The 19,626-nt window shown below is 51.8% G+C and carries 17 protein-coding genes; 12 read left to right on the forward strand and 5 right to left on the reverse strand.

The genetic code is table 11. The features are described 5' to 3' along the window. Positions 1-103: 103 nt before the first annotated feature. Positions 104-1,735 (forward strand): sodium:solute symporter, encoded by a 1,632-nt coding sequence (locus ACGHAD_RS14255; protein ID WP_382417949.1) that lies wholly within the window; start codon positions 104-106, stop codon positions 1,733-1,735. 26 nt (positions 1,736-1,761) lie between these two features. On the opposite strand, the gene ACGHAD_RS14260 is transcribed toward ACGHAD_RS14255, so the two are convergent. The 3 genes from ACGHAD_RS14260 to ACGHAD_RS14270 form a co-directional block, all read right to left on the reverse strand. Further along, entirely contained in the window at positions 1,762-2,079 is a 318-nt protein-coding gene (locus ACGHAD_RS14260) for a hypothetical protein (protein ID WP_382417947.1), read from the reverse strand. Continuing rightward, positions 2,079-2,381: an antibiotic biosynthesis monooxygenase family protein gene (locus ACGHAD_RS14265; protein WP_382417945.1), complete on the reverse strand. Its 303-nt coding sequence runs from the start codon at positions 2,379-2,381 to the stop codon at positions 2,079-2,081. Before ACGHAD_RS14265 ends, ACGHAD_RS14260 begins: the two co-directional genes overlap by 1 nt. 72 nt (positions 2,382-2,453) lie before the next feature. Continuing rightward, the gene (locus ACGHAD_RS14270) at positions 2,454-2,708 is read right to left on the reverse strand and encodes a hypothetical protein (RefSeq protein WP_382417943.1); all 255 of its coding nucleotides are present in this window, start codon (positions 2,706-2,708) and stop codon (positions 2,454-2,456) included. A 124-nt stretch (positions 2,709-2,832) separates the two neighbouring features. Here ACGHAD_RS14270 and glpK point away from each other — a divergent pair, with 124 nt between their 5' ends. Together glpK and ACGHAD_RS14280 are read left to right on the forward strand one after the other, a co-directional pair. Further along, positions 2,833-4,314: a glycerol kinase GlpK gene (gene glpK, locus ACGHAD_RS14275; RefSeq protein WP_382417941.1), complete on the forward strand. Its 1,482-nt coding sequence runs from the start codon at positions 2,833-2,835 to the stop codon at positions 4,312-4,314. 20 nt (positions 4,315-4,334) lie between these two features. After that, complete coding sequence (locus ACGHAD_RS14280; protein ID WP_382417939.1) at positions 4,335-5,402, forward strand: S41 family peptidase; 1,068 nt, start codon at positions 4,335-4,337, stop codon at positions 5,400-5,402. On the opposite strand, the gene ACGHAD_RS14285 is transcribed toward ACGHAD_RS14280, so the two are convergent. Both ACGHAD_RS14285 and ACGHAD_RS14290 read right to left on the reverse strand, forming a co-directional pair. After that, positions 5,399-6,025, reverse strand: coding sequence for a hemolysin III family protein (locus ACGHAD_RS14285; RefSeq protein WP_382417937.1), 627 nt, complete (start codon positions 6,023-6,025; stop codon positions 5,399-5,401). The genes ACGHAD_RS14280 and ACGHAD_RS14285 overlap by 4 nt on opposite strands. A gap of 221 nt (positions 6,026-6,246) precedes the next feature. Beyond that, positions 6,247-8,154 (reverse strand): TonB-dependent receptor domain-containing protein, encoded by a 1,908-nt coding sequence (locus ACGHAD_RS14290; protein ID WP_382417935.1) that lies wholly within the window; start codon positions 8,152-8,154, stop codon positions 6,247-6,249. 400 nt (positions 8,155-8,554) lie between these two features. On the opposite strand from ACGHAD_RS14290, the gene ACGHAD_RS14295 reads away from it, so the two are divergent. The 9 genes from ACGHAD_RS14295 (at position 8,555) to ACGHAD_RS14335 (ending at position 19,578) form a co-directional block, all read left to right on the forward strand. Continuing rightward, the gene (locus tag ACGHAD_RS14295; protein ID WP_339615781.1) at positions 8,555-9,316 is read left to right on the forward strand and encodes a response regulator transcription factor; all 762 of its coding nucleotides are present in this window, start codon (positions 8,555-8,557) and stop codon (positions 9,314-9,316) included. Between the two features lie 54 nt (positions 9,317-9,370). Continuing rightward, positions 9,371-9,661, forward strand: a complete 291-nt coding sequence (locus ACGHAD_RS14300; protein WP_339615780.1) for a DUF2218 domain-containing protein — start codon at positions 9,371-9,373, stop codon at positions 9,659-9,661. Continuing rightward, positions 9,658-11,016: an MATE family efflux transporter gene (locus tag ACGHAD_RS14305; protein ID WP_382417932.1), complete on the forward strand. Its 1,359-nt coding sequence runs from the start codon at positions 9,658-9,660 to the stop codon at positions 11,014-11,016. The genes ACGHAD_RS14300 and ACGHAD_RS14305 overlap by 4 nt, the downstream gene beginning before the upstream one ends. 109 nt (positions 11,017-11,125) lie before the next feature. Then, entirely contained in the window at positions 11,126-12,955 is a 1,830-nt protein-coding gene (locus ACGHAD_RS14310) for an IucA/IucC family protein (RefSeq protein WP_382417930.1), read from the forward strand. Continuing rightward, positions 12,948-14,828 carry an IucA/IucC family protein gene (locus tag ACGHAD_RS14315; protein ID WP_382417928.1) on the forward strand — a complete coding sequence of 627 codons (1,881 nt, stop codon included), beginning with the start codon at positions 12,948-12,950 and terminating at the stop codon, positions 14,826-14,828. The genes ACGHAD_RS14310 and ACGHAD_RS14315 overlap by 8 nt, the downstream gene beginning before the upstream one ends. A gap of 10 nt (positions 14,829-14,838) precedes the next feature. Continuing rightward, complete coding sequence (locus ACGHAD_RS14320) at positions 14,839-16,152, forward strand: AMP-binding protein (protein WP_382417926.1); 1,314 nt, start codon at positions 14,839-14,841, stop codon at positions 16,150-16,152. Continuing rightward, on the forward strand, positions 16,149-17,423 hold the full coding sequence (locus ACGHAD_RS14325; RefSeq protein ID WP_382417924.1) for a DUF6005 family protein: 1,275 nt from the start codon (positions 16,149-16,151) through the stop codon (positions 17,421-17,423). The genes ACGHAD_RS14320 and ACGHAD_RS14325 overlap by 4 nt, the downstream gene beginning before the upstream one ends. Then, positions 17,420-18,253, forward strand: coding sequence for a sugar phosphate isomerase/epimerase family protein (locus ACGHAD_RS14330; protein ID WP_382417922.1), 834 nt, complete (start codon positions 17,420-17,422; stop codon positions 18,251-18,253). Before ACGHAD_RS14325 ends, ACGHAD_RS14330 begins: the two co-directional genes overlap by 4 nt. Beyond that, positions 18,241-19,578, forward strand: a complete 1,338-nt coding sequence (locus ACGHAD_RS14335) for a DUF418 domain-containing protein (protein ID WP_382417920.1) — start codon at positions 18,241-18,243, stop codon at positions 19,576-19,578. Before ACGHAD_RS14330 ends, ACGHAD_RS14335 begins: the two co-directional genes overlap by 13 nt. Positions 19,579-19,626 lie beyond the last annotated feature (48 nt).

Here is a 19,626-nt window from a genome sequence, read left to right on the forward strand (position 1 = left end):
ACATAATATATATTATAGTACAATATAATAAGCCCTAGGTTGGTTTACTAAAAAACTAAAAACAAATGTTTCTTCCCACAATAATAGTCAATATGGAGTTGCCATGATCGAGTTCGCGCCGCTGGACTACTGGGTTCTCACGTTATTTTTTGTCCTTCTAGCCGCTGTTGTCGGTTTCGCCATGCGCCAAAAAGAGCGTGATACCACCGATTACTTTTTAGCAGGGCGCAATGCCGGCTGGCTGGTAATCGGTTCATCCATCTTCGCATCTAACATCGGCTCGGAGCACTTGGTTGGCTTATCGGGTGCCGGCGCGCAAACCGGCATGGCCATGGCTCACTGGGAGCTGCAATCGTTTATTATCATCTTGCTTGGCTGGCTGTTTGTACCCTTCTATTGGTCCAGTAAAATCTACACCATGCCGGAGTTTTTAGAGCGACGCTACGGCCCCTCATCGCGCACGTTTTTATCGGTTATCTCACTGGTGAGCTATGTCCTGACGAAAGTCTCGGTCACGGTTTACGCCGGTGGCGTGGTGTTACAAACCGTACTGGGTATCGACACTCTATGGGGGTTTGACTTCTTTTGGGTGGCGGCCATTGGCTTAGTGGTGGTAACCGGCATTTACACGGTGCTTGGCGGCATGAAGGCAGTGCTCTGGACCTCGGTTATTCAAACGCCGGTGCTTATTATTGGCTCGGTGGTTATTTTGGTTACAGGGCTTGAGGCGGTGGGCGGCTTTGCCGAGCTGGAACGCATTAATGCCGAGAAGATGCACCTGATCCGTCCTGCATCTGACCCGGACTTTCCCTGGCCCGGCGTTATTTTTGGGTCATTAATTATCGGGTTTTGGTACTGGTGTACCGACCAATACATTGTGCAACGGGTGCTGTCGGCCAAGGGGGTTAAAGCCGCGCGGCAAGGCACCATTTTGGCAGGTTACTTAAAGCTGTTACCGGTGTTTATCTTTTTGTTTCCGGGTTTGATCGCATTCGCCTTACACGAAAAAGGCATTATCAATTTAGACAGCCCCGATCAGGCGTTCGCCACGCTCGTCTCTACGCTATTGCCAGCGGGCATAAAAGGCATTGTGATCGGCGGCCTGATTGCCGCTCTTATGAGCTCGCTCGCCTCGCTGTTTAACTCCTCGGCCACTTTGTTCACCATCGATTTTTATAAGCGCTTTCGGCCCGAATCGAGCGAGCAGCAACTGGTAAAAGTGGGGCGCCTTGCAACGCTAGTTGTTGTCGCGCTGGGCATCGTCTGGATTCCGGTGATGCAGCTGGTGGCCGATGTTTTGTACGAATATTTGCAACTGGTGCAATCGCTATTAGCCCCCGGCGTAGCCGTGGTGTTTTTACTTGGGGCCTTCTCAAAGAGCATCACCCCCACGGCCGGGTTTGTTGGGCTGATAGCGGGCTTTGTGTTGGGTATGTCGCGCTTGCTGTTGCAGGTATTTTCCGAGTCCATTCCAACCGGCGGCTTGCTGCATCAATTATTAACCGTTAACTGGCTGTACTACTGCATCGGCCTATTTATTGTTGTATGCGTTATCGTACTGGGGGTGAGCTTGTTTACCAAGCCCGCGTGCGAGGCACAGCTGGCCGGCATTACCTACGGCTCCATTAGCGCCGAGCAGCGCGCCGAAATACGCGCGGGCATCTCTAAGTGGGATATTGTTCACTCGGCCATTATCGTTGCGATTACCATTGGTATTTATGTACGGTTTTGGTAGTGGCCTGTGTCCGTACGAGTAACCCATCACTCGTACGGGCGATCAAATGCATCATTAAAAACCTGGTTAAACACGGCGCCCACCACACCATCAAAAAAGGTAAAAGCAATCGACTGCCCGCTATTGCGTAAGGCAGACTGCCGCTTCAAGCAACGCGATAAGTAGTCAGGCTTTCCTGGATCATCCACCTGTGGCTGGGTGCGGATGCAATCGCCAGTATCGCTGGCAAGCTTCGCGGTCGTTGGCTGCCGCGGTGCAGCGCACCCCGCGAACAAGACTAGCGCACTGACCAGCGACACCAACCTTACACGCCGCACGCCCATCACTTCTGTCACTTTGTGCATCACGCCTCCGGCCCGCTAACTTGATGGTAGTGCTCAACCACCGGGAACGGATCGTAAAAGTGATGCAGCAGCGCACGCCAGCGCTGATATTCAGCGCTCTGGCGAAACCCTTCGGTGTGATCTTCAAGGGTGTCCCACCACACCAACAACAAATAGCGGTTAGGTTGCTCAATACAATGATGTAACTGATGGCCCACGTATCCCGACATGGCGGCAATAATGGTTTCTGCCTCAGAAAAGGCCCGCTCAAAGTCCGCAGTTTGGTGTGCAATAACATCCAGTGTCGCTTTTTCCAAAATCATTTCAAGTCCTTTTACCGATCAACGCAAGCGCTTAAGGATACTCTTGTCCCGTGGGCCGCACCAGCCTACCGCCTACAAATCAGGGGCCCGCGGAATCACCATCAACCCGCTCGCGCGGGCGATCCCTTCACGCTGCAGCAGGTACTCGCCAACCTGTTTGGCACAACGGCTAAGTCGCCGCGCGATCACAGCATCAAGCGTTTGCAACTTATCGTCTTGCCTGCCATTGCCCACGGTATTAAAGCCGTCGTCAGCAACTGTCGCACGGCGGCCTTGATAGTACCCGATGCTGCTCCGGTGACAATCGCTTCGCGGTGTATTGTCCACGATCCAGCGTGTTTAATCGCCTGCTAATAGCTACCCCTGTCATTTATAATAAGGCGAAACAGTTATAAGCGCATAACCAGTATCACGTGTTAGGCTCTAGGCATAAAACTAAGCGGAGATCTCTATGGGCAACCACATTCTGGCGATTGATCAAGGTACCACCAGCAGTCGTGCCATTGTTTTTTCGGCCGAGGGCCGCGCGCTGGCCAGCGCCCAAAGTGAGTTCGAGCAGCACTTTCCCAATGATGGCTGGGTGGAGCACGATGCCGAACAAATATGGCAAGTCACCGCCAAGGTCTGTCGCGACGCACTGGCCGAACTGGACGATCCAAGCAGCGTGATTGGCCTTGGCATCACCAATCAGCGCGAAACGACGGTGGTGTGGGATCGCACCACCGGCAAGCCCATTTGCCGCGCGATCGTCTGGCAAGACCGGCGCACCGCCGAAACCTGCAGAACATTAAAAGCCGAAGGTCATGAAGACACCGTACGCCAACGCACCGGCCTGCTACTCGACCCTTACTTTTCGGCCACCAAAATTGCCTGGATGCTGGATAACGTTAAGGGCGCACGGGAGCGTGCCGAGCATGGCGAGCTGGCGTTTGGCACTATCGATAGCTGGCTGATCTGGAACTTTACCGGCGGTAAAGTTCACGCGAGCGATGCCACCAACGCCGCCCGCACCTTACTGTTTAATATTCACCAGCAGTGCTGGGACGACGAGTTACTCGACCTGTTTAATATCCCAAAATCTATGCTACCCGAGGTGCTCGATTGCGCCGCCGAGTTTGGCACCACAACTGATGGCCTGAACGGTCTGGCACTGCCTATTGCCGGCGTCGCGGGCGATCAGCACGCCGCTATGATTGGCCAAGCTTGCTTTAGCCCCGGCATGATCAAAAGCACCTATGGCACCGGCTGTTTTGCGTTATTACACACCGGCGATAAACCTATCGCCTCCGAGCACCGACTGCTCACCACCCTCGCCTACCGCTTAAACGGTAAACCACAATACGCGCTAGAGGGCTCAATTTTTATTGCCGGCGCCGCGGTACAGTGGTTGCGCGATAAGCTCGGTATTATCGAGCAGGCAGCCGAGACCGAGGCTCTAGCCGAATCATTAGACAGTAATCACGGCGTTTATTTAGTGCCAGCTTTTACCGGTTTGGGCGCGCCCCACTGGGAGCCCGATGCGCGGGCGCTAATATGCGGTATGACCCGCAACACTGGCCGGGCCGAAATAGCCCGCGCCGCATTAGAGGCGGTGTGCTACCAAACCCACGACTTGCTAGAGGCCATGACCGCCGACGCGGGCAAGCGCCCGGACACCCTGCGCGTCGACGGTGGCATGATCGCCAATAATTGGCTCATGCAGACCTTAAGCGACGTCACCGACATCTGCGCCGAGCGCCCCGAGATGATCGAGACCACCGCCTTGGGTGCCGCGCGTTTGGCCGGTTTACAACTGGGCGTCTTTAGTAGCTTAGACGACATCGCTTCAAGCTGGGCGCTAGAGCGCCGCACCGAGCCGGCAATGGCCGGCGACACTCGCGAGACCATGATCAAAGGCTGGCACAAAGCAATCAAGAGAAGCTTATTGGACTAAATAGAACAAGAACGTTTTGCATGTTAGCACCCACTGCAACCTTTACCGTCGCAGCCGCCGAGCGAGAACTCACCTACCTCGATAAGTTTTTTCGCGAGAACGATGCTGGCGCACCGACACGATTGACAGAGAAAGGCACAGCCTATTTTGATAACGCCTTACTTAAGGCAAAAAAACAACTGCAACAAGCCGGCACATGGAGCGAGTGCTGCCCTATTTATTACCGTTACCTTGAGCACTTTCGGGTTAACCACATGGGCTTACAGTTACCGGCGCATTTGCAACAAGAGACTCCAGACAGCGAATTTTCCGCCCGCGAACATACAAATGAATCACCCAGTGCCGAGGCATTATCAGAGCAAACGTTATTACTGCGCCTGCCAAGTTTTGACGATCATTACAAAGAACCCTTAGCGCAACTGCTCCACGCTCACCGTTCACTACTACAGCAGTGTAACAACTGGATCATTGATATGCGCTACAACGCCGGTGGCAGTGATCATAATTATGACAGTCTACTGCCTTGGTTAGTGGCCGACGAGAACGTCTCCATCGGCACCCAATGGCTTGCCACAGCAGACAATATAAAATGCCGTGAGTTTGTAAAAGACATGTTGCAGCGCAACGGAGGCAACGAGGAGATAGTGGCTTACTTAGAGACTGCCGTAACGCGCATGAAGCAGGCCGCGCCCGGCACCTTTGTTAACCCCGAGCCCGAAGCCGTACACTTTGAGCGCGTTACACCCGAGCCACAGCGGCCCGACCGAGTGGCAATTTTAATTGGTCCGGAATGTTACAGCTCGGGCGAACAATTTTTATTGACCGTGCGCCAAAGCTTTAGCGTTAAACTGGTTGGTCAGCCGACCGGCGGCGCACTCGATTACTCCAACCTGGCCTTTCACGAGTTGCCAGAGTCGGGCATCACGCTCTGGTACGCAATCTCCCGCAGTAATCGCCTACCGCAATACCCGGTCGACAACACTGGCGTGCTGCCAGACATCTACCTTCCCACCGATCAAGATACCTCGGACGATCAGGTTGCCAGAGTACAGCAGTGGCTGGAGGGCGGTTCCCTCGGGCCTCTCTAACGTACGTAAGCGACGATGGAGATAAAGTGGCAAAAAGATCCGGCCAGTACAAACAAATGCCAAATACCGTGGGCGTGACGCAACTTTTTTAACCCGTCAAGCACGTAAAAAATCACCCCCACTGTATAGGTGACCCCGCCGGCCAATAACCAGTAAAGCCCAGCGGCGGGAAACCCCTTAGCAAGATCCTGGTAAACCACCACGCACACCCAGCCCATGACCAAATAAATAAGTATCTGCAGCCACTTAATACGCTTTTTAGGCAAGATATCCAGCAACAACCCCGCCACGGCAAGCCCCCAAATAACCGCCAGCATGATCCAACCTGTAGCGCCCCCGATGGTGACCAACATAAAGGGTGTGTACGTGCCCGCGATCAGCAAATAAATACACACATGATCGAGCTTGCGAAACACGGCTTTCACCTGGGGTGAGCGAAAGCTGTGATACAGCGTGGACATGGTGTAAAGCAGAACCAAGGTAACCCCAAAAACTGCGAAGCTTGCAATCAACGCGGCGTCTAGCTGTTGAATACTGATGGTTAACAGCGCACCAAAGCCCACCAGCGCCAGAACCGCCCCGACCAGGTGGGTAATGCTATTGATTCTCTCGCCGTCGTACATAGAAACTCCCAGATCGACCAAATAATAAAGCGGAAACGCTTCCGCTAGAAGTCTAGGCCATTCTATGGGTAGCTGTCACGACAAACGACGGCCTCGCGTAACCGCAAAAACGCAGAGCCTTACGCCAAAGCTGCGCTTTCAAGCGCACAAAATAAAAAAGCGCCGCGACTTGAGCCGCGACGCTTTTTTAATGCCCATCATCAGCGCTTAAGCGCTACATCTTAAAAACGATACGCCAAGCTCACACGCACGTCACGACCAGGGGCTGGGTACCCCACAATACCTGTGTAACCGGGGATGTCGGTAAAGTCTTCAACGCTACCATGATCCAGGTATTCTTTATCGAAGGCATTTTTAATAGTGAGTGTCAGGCTTAGCCCATCGACGCTCTGCGCCTGCCAGTGGGCGTAAAAGTCATGCACATCATAGCCCGGCTTATCGATGGTGGCATCAGACGAAACGACGTAAACATCGTTTAAATCCTGCACCACTGTCGCAATCCAACCGATATCCACCGACGAGGTAACCTGATAAGAGGTGTCAATCGACAGAGTATCGCCGGTGGAGGTTCCCAAGTAGCCATACGCGTAACGAGTTAGCTGCTCACCGTTAATCTCCGCGGACGTATCCAAAAAGCTCCATTTCGAGAATAGACGCTCACCATTATAGGTAAAACCCAGCGAGTAACCATCTGACTCTAAATCACCCAGGTTTTCGTAGTGCCGCGACCAAGGCACGGCATTGCCAATAGCATCTTCGATGGTGGTGTCGTGATAACCGGCGGACAGTAAAAAGCTTCCAATTTCGTAATCCACACCAAACTCGATATTTTTAGCACGCTCTGCTTTCAAATCAGGATCATTTGTGGTGCCAAACAACTTAAAGCCATCGTTGGTCTCTACCCCGCGCAGCGCTTCGGCGTAGCCACCACTAAAGGTCAAGTCACGAGTGATATCCAGCTTAAAGCCCAAATTGGGACTAAACCCGTCTTCGGTGAATTTATGACCTTCTTTGTCCACCGCCTCAAAATCATCGAACCGGGTACCAAAGCTCAACAGTAAGCTATCGGTTACGCGATAGTTATCTTGCACAAAAAAGCCCAAAACGTTACTCGTTTCGACAAAACGCTCGGCGCCGCCACGCTCCCCGGCGGTGACTTCATCATCGCGGTAATCGCTACCGTAGGTCACGCTGTGGCCGCCCAGATCACTGGTATTACTGAGGATATAGCCCTGAGTTTTGACGTCGCTCATATAGTTATCAAACGGACGATAAATCTCAAAGTCGGTTTGATAGACACTGGCGTCCAAGAACACCCAGTCACTTCCGGGCTTGTCCCACTCGTACTTTAAAGTGCTGGTGGTGCGATCAAATTCTAAAGCGCGCAATGGGTTGCGCGGCCCTTCCCCCCACTCTGGGCGCGTCAGCTTGTCTCCTTCTTCGGCAAGGTTTTCATAACTTAGACTAACTTTATGACCGCCGTTAAAATCCCCCACCAGCTTCACAAACGCCAGCTCTTGCTCGGTGTTGGTGCCGGTCAGTTCATCGCCGTTAGCGTCTTCCATGTTGTCTTGGTCGGATGCAACGTAGCTACCAATGGCACTGAAAGTATCGTTAAGACGACCATAAACCGTAGCGCTGTTTTTCGTGCCGTCGCTATTAGAGAAGTAACCCGTTTTTAATATCGCGCCAAAATCATCAGAGCCCAACATATCTTCTGGGCTTTTGGTCTCAAACTTAATAGCCCCGCCCAGTGCACCCGGGCCACTGGTGGCGTCGCCCGCCCCCACTTGCACGCGAACCTGCTTAAGCAGTTCAGGCTCAATGGTGACGCGGCCGGTATGGTGGTAGGTAACGCCCGATTGGGTCGCACCATCGACACTGATATTCAAGGTGTCTTCACCCAAGTTACGCACAAAGATTTTTTGCGCCGCACCGACAGAGCCACCCACCAACACTGACGTCACACCAGAGAAAATATCATCCAGGTCATTCGCTTGCTTGCGCTCTAAATCATCGAAGTTCAATAAGCTGTCCACCGGCTCCCCAATAACCACCAGCTCTTCGACGATCTCTTGGCGATTTTCTTGAGTACTGGAATTGGAATCCGTTTGCGCCAGCGCGCTCATTGAAACCAGAGCCAAGGGAGCGAGGCAGAAAGGGCGGAGGGGGGGCGTGGGCATAAACAAGCGCTGCATGATGACGGCGTCCTTTTAGGTAATCTAAAAAAGAAGCATTATCATTATCTTCTTTACCTCTGTAAACCGTTGTTACAATTGTTACGCAGACCAACGCCAGCATCCAGCCAGAACAAATCTAAAAATCGCCCAGAGGCCAGGCAGCACAAGAGCTCGCCCCATGTTAACGGCGTTTAAACCGCCACCCCTCCCCTTTAACACTCAGCGCTACAACGCTTTTAATCTGGCAATTTTATAGACTTACGCACAAATATTGTTTTCTGGGATTGCAGCAAAACATAATAATGAGTATCGTTATCATTAAGGATGGACGGCAACCGCTGGAGGCGATATGGACCCGACCCCGCTAGAATTAAGCACCCTGGCCCGAACATTATGGGTAGGGCGTAATGACGATTTACAGGCCTCGGTTCTGGTAGAGTTTCAAACTGAAGGCTGGACGCTGACTACCTGCCCAGTAGACGCAAACACTACAGGTAACACGCTGGCAGGTCACTTACCCGATGACGGGTTCGACGTAATATTACTCGATGCCGATGCCTTAGAAACCCCATGGGAAGTGCTGGCTCTGTTGCACCAATGGCAGACCGCCCCAGTCATCGTACTCGCGCGTAACTGTAGTTTGTGTGTTAACGCGTTTCGCCGTGGCGCCGATGACTTTTTAGCCAAACCTATTAATCCATTAGAGCTATTAATGCGCTGCAGTGCATTGCTCCGGCGCACGAACACTCGTCGCACTAGCCCCCCCTCAACGCGCAACCAGAATAACGCCGCACTGACGTTGGGGCCGCTGGTGCTATACCGCCACGAGCGGCTGATCTCTTACAACAACCGCCCCATCCAGCTAACGGCAATTCAGTTTAAGCTGCTGCTGTGTATGGCCCGCAACCACAACCTCTTACTGAATAAAGCCGACTTGCACCGCTGGGTCCTGAATAAATCGTACTGTCGCGACGACCGCAGTATCGATATGCACTTAAGCCGCATCCGTAAAAAATTAGAGACGGCGGGCATGCCTCCTGATGCCATTCAAACGGTGCGCGGTCACGGCTATCAACTGTCACTACTGCCCTCGGCTATGCCGACAAACTAACCGCTATAGCATTCGGCATCATTCATACCCGCACCGAATATTAAGGACTTTACTTTGCAAATTACCTCTCGCGCCAACATCGCTTTAACATCGCCTCAGCGCACGCTCCAAAAGCTGTGTAAACACTTTAACCACAAAGTAAACGCCCACTGGCAACACGCTAGTGGCGAAGTCGATTTTGGTATTGGCGAGTGCAAGCTACAGGCAGCTGCACAACAACTGCTCGTAACATGCCACGCGCAACAACTGTCAGATCTAAACGAAATCGAGCACACCATTGAGCGCCATATCGGCCCGATGAGCGGCCAACCCAACACACCACCAGTAATTTTGTGGCACCGATGAACACCCAAGCTAAGGCGCCAAGTAATCCTGCTATCCACGCCCCGGCACTGGCAACGTTTACTCGCTACGTAGGCGCGTCCGTTATCGGCCTGCTCGCGCTTACGGGCGCCGCAATTGTCGACGGCGTGATGGTCGGCAAATGGTTGGGCGCCGATGCATTAGCTGCAGTCAACTTATTAATTCCACTGTGGATACTATTGTTTGGCCTGGTATTAATGCTTGCCATAGGCGGCAGCGTGGTTGCCAGCCGCTATCTGGGCGCGGGCCACAACACCGCTGCCAGTAAAGTATTTTGCGGTAGTTTAACCATTGCGGGGGTAGGCGGCGCAGTGCTCGCTGCCGTCATCGGCGCGCTTCACCTACCCATCATGACGTTACTCGCGGTGCCCGAATCGTTACAGACAATGATTAAGCCGTATCTACTAATCGTGCTCGCGGGCCTGGCTCCACAGTATATTGCCGTGGTTTTGTATTATTTTTTGCGCGTAGCGGGACAACCACAGCGCGCCAGTCGCGCGCTGGTGATCGGGGCTCTAGTCAACATTATTCTTGATGTTGTTTTGCTCGGCTGGCTGCACTGGGATATTCGCGCAGCGGCTCTGGCAACCTTAGTAGCCCAATTAACACAATGTGCATTGCTAGTTGGCACCTTTAAGCGCGCTCCCATGCCACTGCGCTGGGCTCCCACTGGATTAACCCCGCGCCGGCTTGCTCAGTTCTGCGCCAACGGAGTATCCGAATTCGTTAACGAAGTCTCAGCGGGCTTAATACTCCTCGTGATCCACTGGCTACTTAGCCGCCAATACGGTGTAGCGGGCGTCGCCGGTTTTGCACTTATTCACTATGCCCTACTGCTCAATATTATGCTGGCATGCGCTATAGCTGAGGTGGTGCACGTACTGGTAAGCCAAAACCGCGGTGCAGGACAGTGGCGGCGCGCAAAGATATTTTTTCGTTTTGGTATGAGCTTAGCGGTTGCGACGGGGGCGCTCTTGTGGGGTTTAAGTCACTGGAGCAGCGCGGCGTTAAGCCACTGGTTTTTTAGGGGCGGCAACGCCGCCGTATACGCACAAGATTTTTGGCCGGTTATTGCCCCCGTGTTTTTGTTCACCGGGGCCAACTTAGTGTTATCTGCATGGTTCACCGGCTTGCAGCAACCCGGGCGCTCAGCATTCATCGCATTATCACGCAGCTTAGCTCTGCCGTTAGTGTTTTTATGGATATTGTACTTTTGGCAAACGGCCCACTCGTTTTTGTGGGCACTACCCCTTGCCGAGGCAGCTACGTTAGCAATGGCGCTCTTGCTCAAGGCGCAGCAATCAAGCGCGTGGCGCTTAAACACAACGCCAAAGTAAACCAGCGCACAGCGAAATGTAACAATCGTAAAAACAAATGACAATGAGAACCACTCTCATATAATCGGTCGTACATTCTCCTCAAAGGAACCGTAACGAGGAACCTGCTATGGCCGATTTTGCGCGACATCTTGCTGAATACTCCACCTTTCAAGCCTTTGTAAATTGTTACTTGCGCGAGGTTAACCCAGGGCAATGGATTAGCCCGAACGCCCCCCAAGCTCGGACATTATTTTCACCCACACTGCTCACGGGAAAATCATTACTGTTACTGCACCTACCGCGACAAGAAACTACGCTGTGGCTACTCATTAGCTATCGCTCTGATGTTGGTCGGCATCATATCGACGCCGTGTTTTCACCCCAAACGTCACTGGCAAAGCAGGGTGTTAACCAAGAAGGGTTTTGGAGCACGCTGTTGCTACTGGTTAAAGAGCTTTTTCACAGCAATAGCGAACATCACAATAACGGCTTAAAGCAACGCCAACTGGAACTTACCCACAGACTCACTGACAGTCTGCAGAACACCATTCGGTATTTAGAGGCGCGCTGGCAATCACCCTACCAATGTAGCGACGATTTTATTAGCGCCGAGCAAAGTCTCTTGCTGGGCCACTGGCTGCATCCCACCCCGAAAAGCCGTCAGGGTATTTTAGAGTGGCAACACGAAATGATGACCCCCGAACTACAGGGTAAATTTCAAATGCATTACTTTGCCGCCTCGCGCGAGCTTGTGGAGCAGCAATCACTACACACCAAAACGGCTGAAGATTTAATTATCGACGCGCTGGATGGCAATAAGGACTCACTAACGCTGGCCTACAATGAAGTGCTGGTTCCCACCCATCCATTGCAAGCACAGTGGTTGCTCACAAGATCTCATGTTAAAGAGTGGCTGGCGACCGGCACGCTACGTTACCTAGGTCCTCTAGGGCAGATGTTCTCAGCCACCTCATCTGTGCGCTCAGTGTATCACCGCCATACATCGTGGATGTATAAAGTATCCTTGCCAGTAAAAATAACCAACTCACTGCGGCAAAATAAAACACACGAGCTTCGCGCCGGCGTGCTAATGGCAGGCTTGATGAAAAACCTGAATTTTCATCAACGTTTTACACAGTTTCAACTTATTTCTGATCCCGCCTACCTAACATTGCGCCACCCAAGCGATGATGAAAGTGGCTTTGAAACCATCCTGCGCGACAATCCTTTTGGCGCTCGTTCGGGTCACAACGTATTTTGTATCGGAGCACTGGTGCAAGACACTTGGCATCCAGAACAAAAACACAGCATCTTGTGCGACATTATACAGCGGCGCGCAGACCGCGAGCGCCGCTCCATCCATGCCGTTGCGCGCGATTGGTTTGATGCTTACTGGCGCTGCGCTATCGAACCTTGTATTACCCTGTTTGATGGATACGGTATCGCACTAGAGGCCCACCAACAAAATAGCCTGCTGCACTTAACCGATGGTTACCCCGATATTTACTATTACCGAGACAATCAAGGCTTTTATCTTGACGAGGCTCTTAAGCCCCAACTACGACAATGGCAACCGCAACTTAGCGAAGACAGCGAACTTTTTTACTCCACCGAAAATATTATTGATCGCTTTGGCTACTACCTTTTGGTAAACCAAATATTTTCGGTTATTTATCGCCTAGGTGCCGACGGAATAGTCAGTGAGCAGGAGCTTATTACCAACCTTCGCACCAAACTTAGCGGCTTGCTTACAACACTAACCGGCAGTGGTCGTTTGCTGATTGAGCAATGGCTAAACGAAGCACAGCTTCCGGCCAAGGCCAATCTACTGACTCGCGTGGCAGACATCGACGAACTTGAGGTAGATTTAGAGCTTGCCGCCTACACCATGATTGAAAACCCCTTGTGTGCGGCAGAGAGTCCCTCCGACACGGTTAAAGAAGCTGCCTATGTTTAACACAACGACGAACACCGAATGGAATAACTGCAATAGCGAAGCAGCTAACATCAATCAAAATGTCGCAAAAAAAACGCACCAAGACGCTGCTTTGCTGAAAGCTAAAACTCACAATGAAAAGGAAACGGCGCCAGAACGAATTCTAAGGCAAGCACTAGAAGCGGCGTTATTTGAAGCGTTGATCGACTACGTCTGCGCACCTTCTGAAAACACCCTCTGGGGAACCATCTACTTTAGCTTAAACAATATTGACTACCGATGCGTAGGGCGAGTGCGCGATTTCGATCGGGTACGACTGAAAATAACAACACTCTCGCGAGTACACCCTACCGGCCAAGAAACCACCTGCGAGCAAGTTCTGAGTCAGCTACTAATCGCACTACCCGCCGAAGAAGAGCCGCGATCGCGTTTTGCGTTGGAGCTTAAAAAAACTCAATACTGGTGCGAGTGGAACAAGGCAAAGGGGATAGATGTAAATGGCAATGCCAGCCTTACAAACACTAACCGACGTGCATTATCCCATGCCGAATTAGAAATGGCGATGAGTGAGGGTCACCCTTATCACCCTTGCTTTAAAGCGCGCATTGGGTTTAACGACGAAGACCATCAACGCTACAGCCCGGAGTCACACACGGCTATTACGCCACACTGGGTTGCGGTTGCGAGCACACATGTCACCTACTCGGGTCTGGCTAAGGACACCAAAGCGTTTTATCAGGTGGAGCTCGGAGATAAAGCTTTTGCAACTCTACGTGCCCGTGCCCAAGCACTTGGTCTTGATCTAAACGCCGTGACATTTTTACCGGTGCACCCGTGGCAATGGCAACAGTACATAGCCGATCTCGAGCAGACATCCTCGAAGAAAATCGTCGACCTCGGCCAGGTTGGTGATGACTACTGGGCAAGCCAATCAGTACGAACGTTAATGAATCGTCATCGGCCACTAAAAGCGGATCTAAAACTACCGCTTAGCATTATCAATACCTCAGCACCAAGGCACTTGCTCAGTCACGGTATTGAGTCTGGGCCCACACTCTCTCAGTGGATTGCCGACATTATTGCAGGAGATCAGTTTTTTCAAAAGCATCCGTTAATTATTTTACGGGAATATGCCGGAATACATGTAAACGAGAGCGAGCTATTTTTAGAAGCAGATCCCGAGGTGTGCCGGATCGGCGCGCTGTGGCGCGAGAGCTTAACCGTTTACCAACGCCACGATGAAGCCGTCGCACCACTAATGGCACTGGCCCTGATCGAGCAAGATGGCAAGCCGTTTATCGATCCGTGGGTACAGCGCTACGGTCTTAGCAACTGGCTTACGAAACTACTAGACACGCTGATATTACCTGTCTGGCATTTACTTGCGCATCACGGTATTGGCCTTGAAGCGCATGGCCAAAATACACTTTTACTACACAAAGAGGGCTGGCCGGTAAGGCTCGCCGCGCGTGACTTTCACGAGAGCGTTGAGTACGTCAACAGCTTTTTAGCTCATCCAGAGTTCGCACCAGACTTCCCCAATGAGCCTCGCTACGCCCACGCCAAAACCAACCAATATTACTGGATGGAATCTGTCGACGCGCTGCGCGAGCTGGCGATGGACACATTGTTTGTGTTTCACCTATCAGAGCTTGCACTAGTATGCTGCGAGCACTATGGGTTACCCGAAGCTAAGTTTTGGGCAATGGTAAACGCTTGCTTAGAAGCTTACCGAAGTGCAGGTTACTGCGATCCTGAAAGACTCGACGCCTTAAATTATCAATCACCCAGTATTCAAGTGGAGTCTCTACTACGCAAAAAACTCTGTCCCAACGCGCAAGAGTATCACCATCGCGTACTCAACCCACTTTCACACGCTCCATTAGCCCACTAAGAGGTGCTTCATGCTGTTTTACCTCAATGATAAACGTTACGACCAAGACGCCCTAAACGAGCGCTGGCAAACATTAGAAAGAAACGATAACGTCGCGTCAGCTCGACGCCTCGCCGTGTGTACGACAGATCATTTCGAGTGGCTGGCGATTGCGCTTTACTGCCGTAAAAATGATTTATCAGTTGCCCCCATTCATCCTGACACACCCCATTGCGCCGCTCAGAGAAAAGCCAAAGAGCTCGATTGCGATGCATTAATATGGCAAAACGCCGAGCAGATCCAGCGCTTGTGCCAAAGCGCTCTCCCGGCGGGAACGTTAATCCAATTTAGTTCGGGTACTACCGGCGCGGCGAAAAAAATCGAACGAACCTGGGCAGAAATTGACCGTGAAATTGAGCATTACAACAGCGCAATAAACTTAACATCGGATATCGTTCCAGTTGTTGCATGCGCTATTACCCACTCCTATGGTTTTATCTGCGGTTTTCTGGCTAGTCTGGCACGCGGTGCCACACCACATATTGTCACAGGCTGGAATCCCAAATATTTATTACGCACCCTACAACTATACCCAAAGCCGCTGCTGTATAGCTCACCAGTGTTTATCAAAACATTGCTCATGCTTTGGCGCAGCCCCCAGTCACTGTATGGCGTCATGACCTCCGGCGCTGTCATGCCCGAACATGACTTTGCCAACTTAACGCACAAGGTGCAGCACGTATGGCAGCAGTATGGGTGCTCAGAGGCCGGGTGCATCACCATTGCCTATCAGCCAAAAAATGCCCGAGTGATGGGTCACGCACTGGCCCATTGTCAGCTACTTGCAAGCTCAGACAGCAATGCGCCAGCCGAAGTGATTGTGCAGCAAAGTGGCCATAATATTCACACAGGTGATGCTGGTTATATTGATTCAAGCGACAATTCCTCGCTGCACTTTTGCGGACGTATCGACGACACCATTATCTACGCCGGCCTGAACGTATACCCGCAAGAGGTCGAGAGTGCTCTTATGACACATCCGGCCATATCTGAGGCCGTGGTATTTAACATGCCGGACGCCTCAGCAGGTGCGCGAGTCGCCGCCATTTACACAGCGCCATCTGCACTAAACGACACTCAACTGCGCGATTTATACCGGCAAAAACTCGCAACTCACCAGCGGCCAAGCTGGACTCAGTATGTGACAAAAATTCCACGCTTAGCGAACGGAAAAATCAGCCGCCGGCAATTAGCACAAGATTTTCTCGAAAAAAAACCTAGCACCCAACCCGACCGCCTGTCACCTCCAGACACCCTTTACGCCACTGAGGGGACACAAGTATGAATGCCGCCGCGCAACCGGATTTTTTACAACAGATTGAAGATTTACTCGCACAGCACTTACCTCTCGTTCCGCGAGACAGGCTCTCACCAGATGCCCATTTAAGTTACGATTTAAACTTGGACTCAGTGGACCTGATGCAACTTTTGGTTCTACTGGAGACCGAGGCGGGCTATGTTATCCCCGATTACGCGCTTAATCCTGATACACTGCAAACGCTTGGGGACTTAGAGCGAATAATGACAACGCACACAGACGAGTCCGTAGGCGAGCCCGACCTCGATGTAAAAGTACACTGTGTTGTAAGCTGCTTGTGCCATCCTATTAAGCAAGCCAAGCTGGATCACCGGCCACTTTACTTTGGTGTATGGGATGCCGAAGTGTTTCTCGACGAAGCATCGAAGTTGCGTTATCACTCGGAAGAGGTCGATCACGATTTTTTCGTTTCGTGGTTTGAAAGACTGTACGGCGCAACCGTTACCGAGTGGTACGACAAAGCGTTGAGTAAATCTCACAACATTGCCAGTTTAGAGTCGCTCATGTGTCAGCGCTCCCAGTGGGAACATTTATTGGTAATGATTGATATGTATCGCCTACCTGAGCGCCAGAACCGGTTTGAGTTAGACCCATTCCCTCACTACGTCTTACTCGAGAACGGCAAACAACCCGATAAAATCTGGATGTGGGACCCAGATTTTCGCTGGGAAGGCGAGCTCGACCGGCGCCGGGTACTACACGCCATCGAGTCTCCTGCAGTAGCCGGCGGTTATCTGCTGGACACCGAACACCTCCACGAGCCAAGCGCCGATGCTGTCGCCGCGTATTTTTCAGTGTGCTTTAAACCCGACAACCTATTAACCCAAACGGTTGAGCGTGTTATCAAGGCCCATCACCCGCTAACCGGATCACAACCGCTCGCACTACTGGGGCAAGCACTGGCCGAGCTTCCGGTGCTAGCGATTCGAAAATACGCGTACGAACACGGGCTCGCCTACTTCTACCGCGCCACCGGACGCTCGATGGATGAGTTTGAAAACTGGTGCTTAGTGATTGAGGCCTTAGCAAAAGGCTACGAGAAAATTCTATACCTAGCCAATAAATGGGCAATAACACAAAAGGAGAGCGAACATAGCGCCCTCATCAACCTCATCACCGAACAACACCGGCGCGAAGACCGTATCAAAACCGCCATACAAGCCGCCGTTGACGATTGGCATACCTTACTCAAGCAGCCGCTATCGCCGTCTTCACAACCGCAGGAGGTGTTGTCATGATCCACTTATCCTTGTGTACCATTAGTTTTCGCCATCATTTAGTGTCTATGCCCGAACTTGCCACCTTTGCTGCGCGCGCTGGATTGGACGGTATTGAACTGTGGGCCGCCCATGCACGCAGCCTGCGTAATCAGCCAGCATTAAGCGGTCGCTGGCTAAAAGCGATGGGCTTACAAGTATCCATGCTCAGTGATTATCTTCCCTTTAGCGGACCCGCCAAAGATGGGCAAACAACGTTAACCCAGCTATGCGAAATGGCGAACCACTGGGACGCCCAAAAACTGCGTACCTTCGCCGGCCAAAAAGCCAGTGCCGATACCAGTGCTTTAGAGCTACAGGAGTTAGTCTCTCGCCTAAAAGATTACTGTGCCCAAGCGCATGAAAGTGGCTGCAATTTACTTATTGAGACTCACCCCAATACTCAAGCGGACTCTATTCAGGCTACGTTAGATTTAATTAATGCGGTCGATCACCCGGCCCTAAAAGTAAATTTAGATGTTTTGCATATATGGGAGGCACATGAAGACCCCATCAAAGCTTGGCATTTAATGGCGCCTTATATTCATCATTTGCACTTTAAGAACATCAGTAAGCGACAGCACCTTGCCGCGTTCGCCCCAGCCAACGTTTACTCAGCGGCCGGCAGTCGGGAAGGGATGGTTCCTCTATTTGAGGGCGCTTACGACTTCGCCACTTTTATCCAAACGCTACCGCAAGATCGAGTCCACAGTGCATCACTTGAGTGGTTCGGTCATAACCCTCAAGCCATTATTGCCGAAGACTGCCACCAAATTCGTCGCGTGCAAACAGGGCGTCTATGCGAAGCTTAACGGATAACACGGCAAATAACCCAGCGCCGCGCATTCAAGCCATCGATACTCTTCGAGGTATCGCGGTTTTAGGTATTTTACTGTTAAACATTATCAGTTTTAGCTTGCCTCGCGCCTATATGGACCCAAGTGTCTACGGCGGCCACCAGGGGTGGGACTTAGCAGCTTTTGGTATTACTCATTTGTTTTTTGAAGGCACTATGCGCGGCCTGTTCTCACTACTATTTGGTGCCAGTGTATTACTGTTGACCGGTTACTGGAGCCAAGCACGTACGCAAAAAGATACGGCAGATTTGTACTACCGCCGTATGATTTGGCTATTTTTATTCGGCGTTATTCACGCTTGGGGCTTTCTGTGGTTTGGCGATGTCCTTTATTGGTACGCATTGGCCGGCATGTTTTTATACCCACTGCGCCTTTTGCGGGTGCGCTGGCTGGTAATACTCGGCGTGCTGTTATTAGCGACACTGATTCCCCGCAGCGTTATTAAAGTCTCCGATGCGGTAACCACTCAGCGAGAAGCTCAAGCGGCTGAGTGGAAATTAGACCAGAGACAAGAGCTAAGTCAACACGAGCAAGGCGCGCTCGATCACTGGGCCGACATCCAGCGCTGGCGCAAACCCAACCGCACTGAGGTACAAAGGCAAGTTGATGCCTTGCGCGGCGATTACCTTTCTGCTTTTTATGAGCTAAAACCCACGATCATCGCCTACCAATCGACCATTTTGTATCGTGGTGGCTTCTTCGATGCACTGGGTATGATGCTGCTCGGGATGGCGCTTTTTAAAGCCGGCGTGCTAACTGGAGAGCGCTCACAACGCTTTTACGCACGACTCGCAGCCGGCGGCATCGGACTTGGACTTAGCATAAATGTGCTTGAGCTAGCCGCACTGATTCGTCACGAGTTCAGTATCGTTGCCGTCTTGAAATGGGGATTCCTCGGCCTGTACTACGATCTCGGCCGAGTGCCGCTTACTCTGGGTTATGTCGGACTCGCACTTTGGGTTTATCAGCAAGGGTGGCTTCAGAAAACCCAAGGTTACTTAGCCTCTTGCGGCAAAATGGCACTCACGCTGTACGTGAGCCAGTCAATTATTTGTGCATTTATATTTTATGGTTTTGGCCTTGGCTGGTATGGTCAGCTATCGCGCGTCGAAGTCTACAGCGTCGTTTTACTCATTTGGGCCCTACAATTAATCGGTAGCCAATGGTGGCTACGCTACTACCGCTTTGGGCCACTGGAGTGGCTTTGGCGCTCTTTGGTGTACTGGCAGCGCCAGCCAATGCGCAGGCGTCTTGTATCAGCGCTGGGAGCAACCTCTTGAGTCCACCTTAAAAATGCCGCACTCGCCGCTTAGCGTTATTCGGTGTAA

It is taken from the genome of Gilvimarinus japonicus (assembly GCF_042847215.1).
GTDB classification, from domain to species: domain Bacteria; phylum Pseudomonadota; class Gammaproteobacteria; order Pseudomonadales; family Cellvibrionaceae; genus Gilvimarinus; species Gilvimarinus japonicus.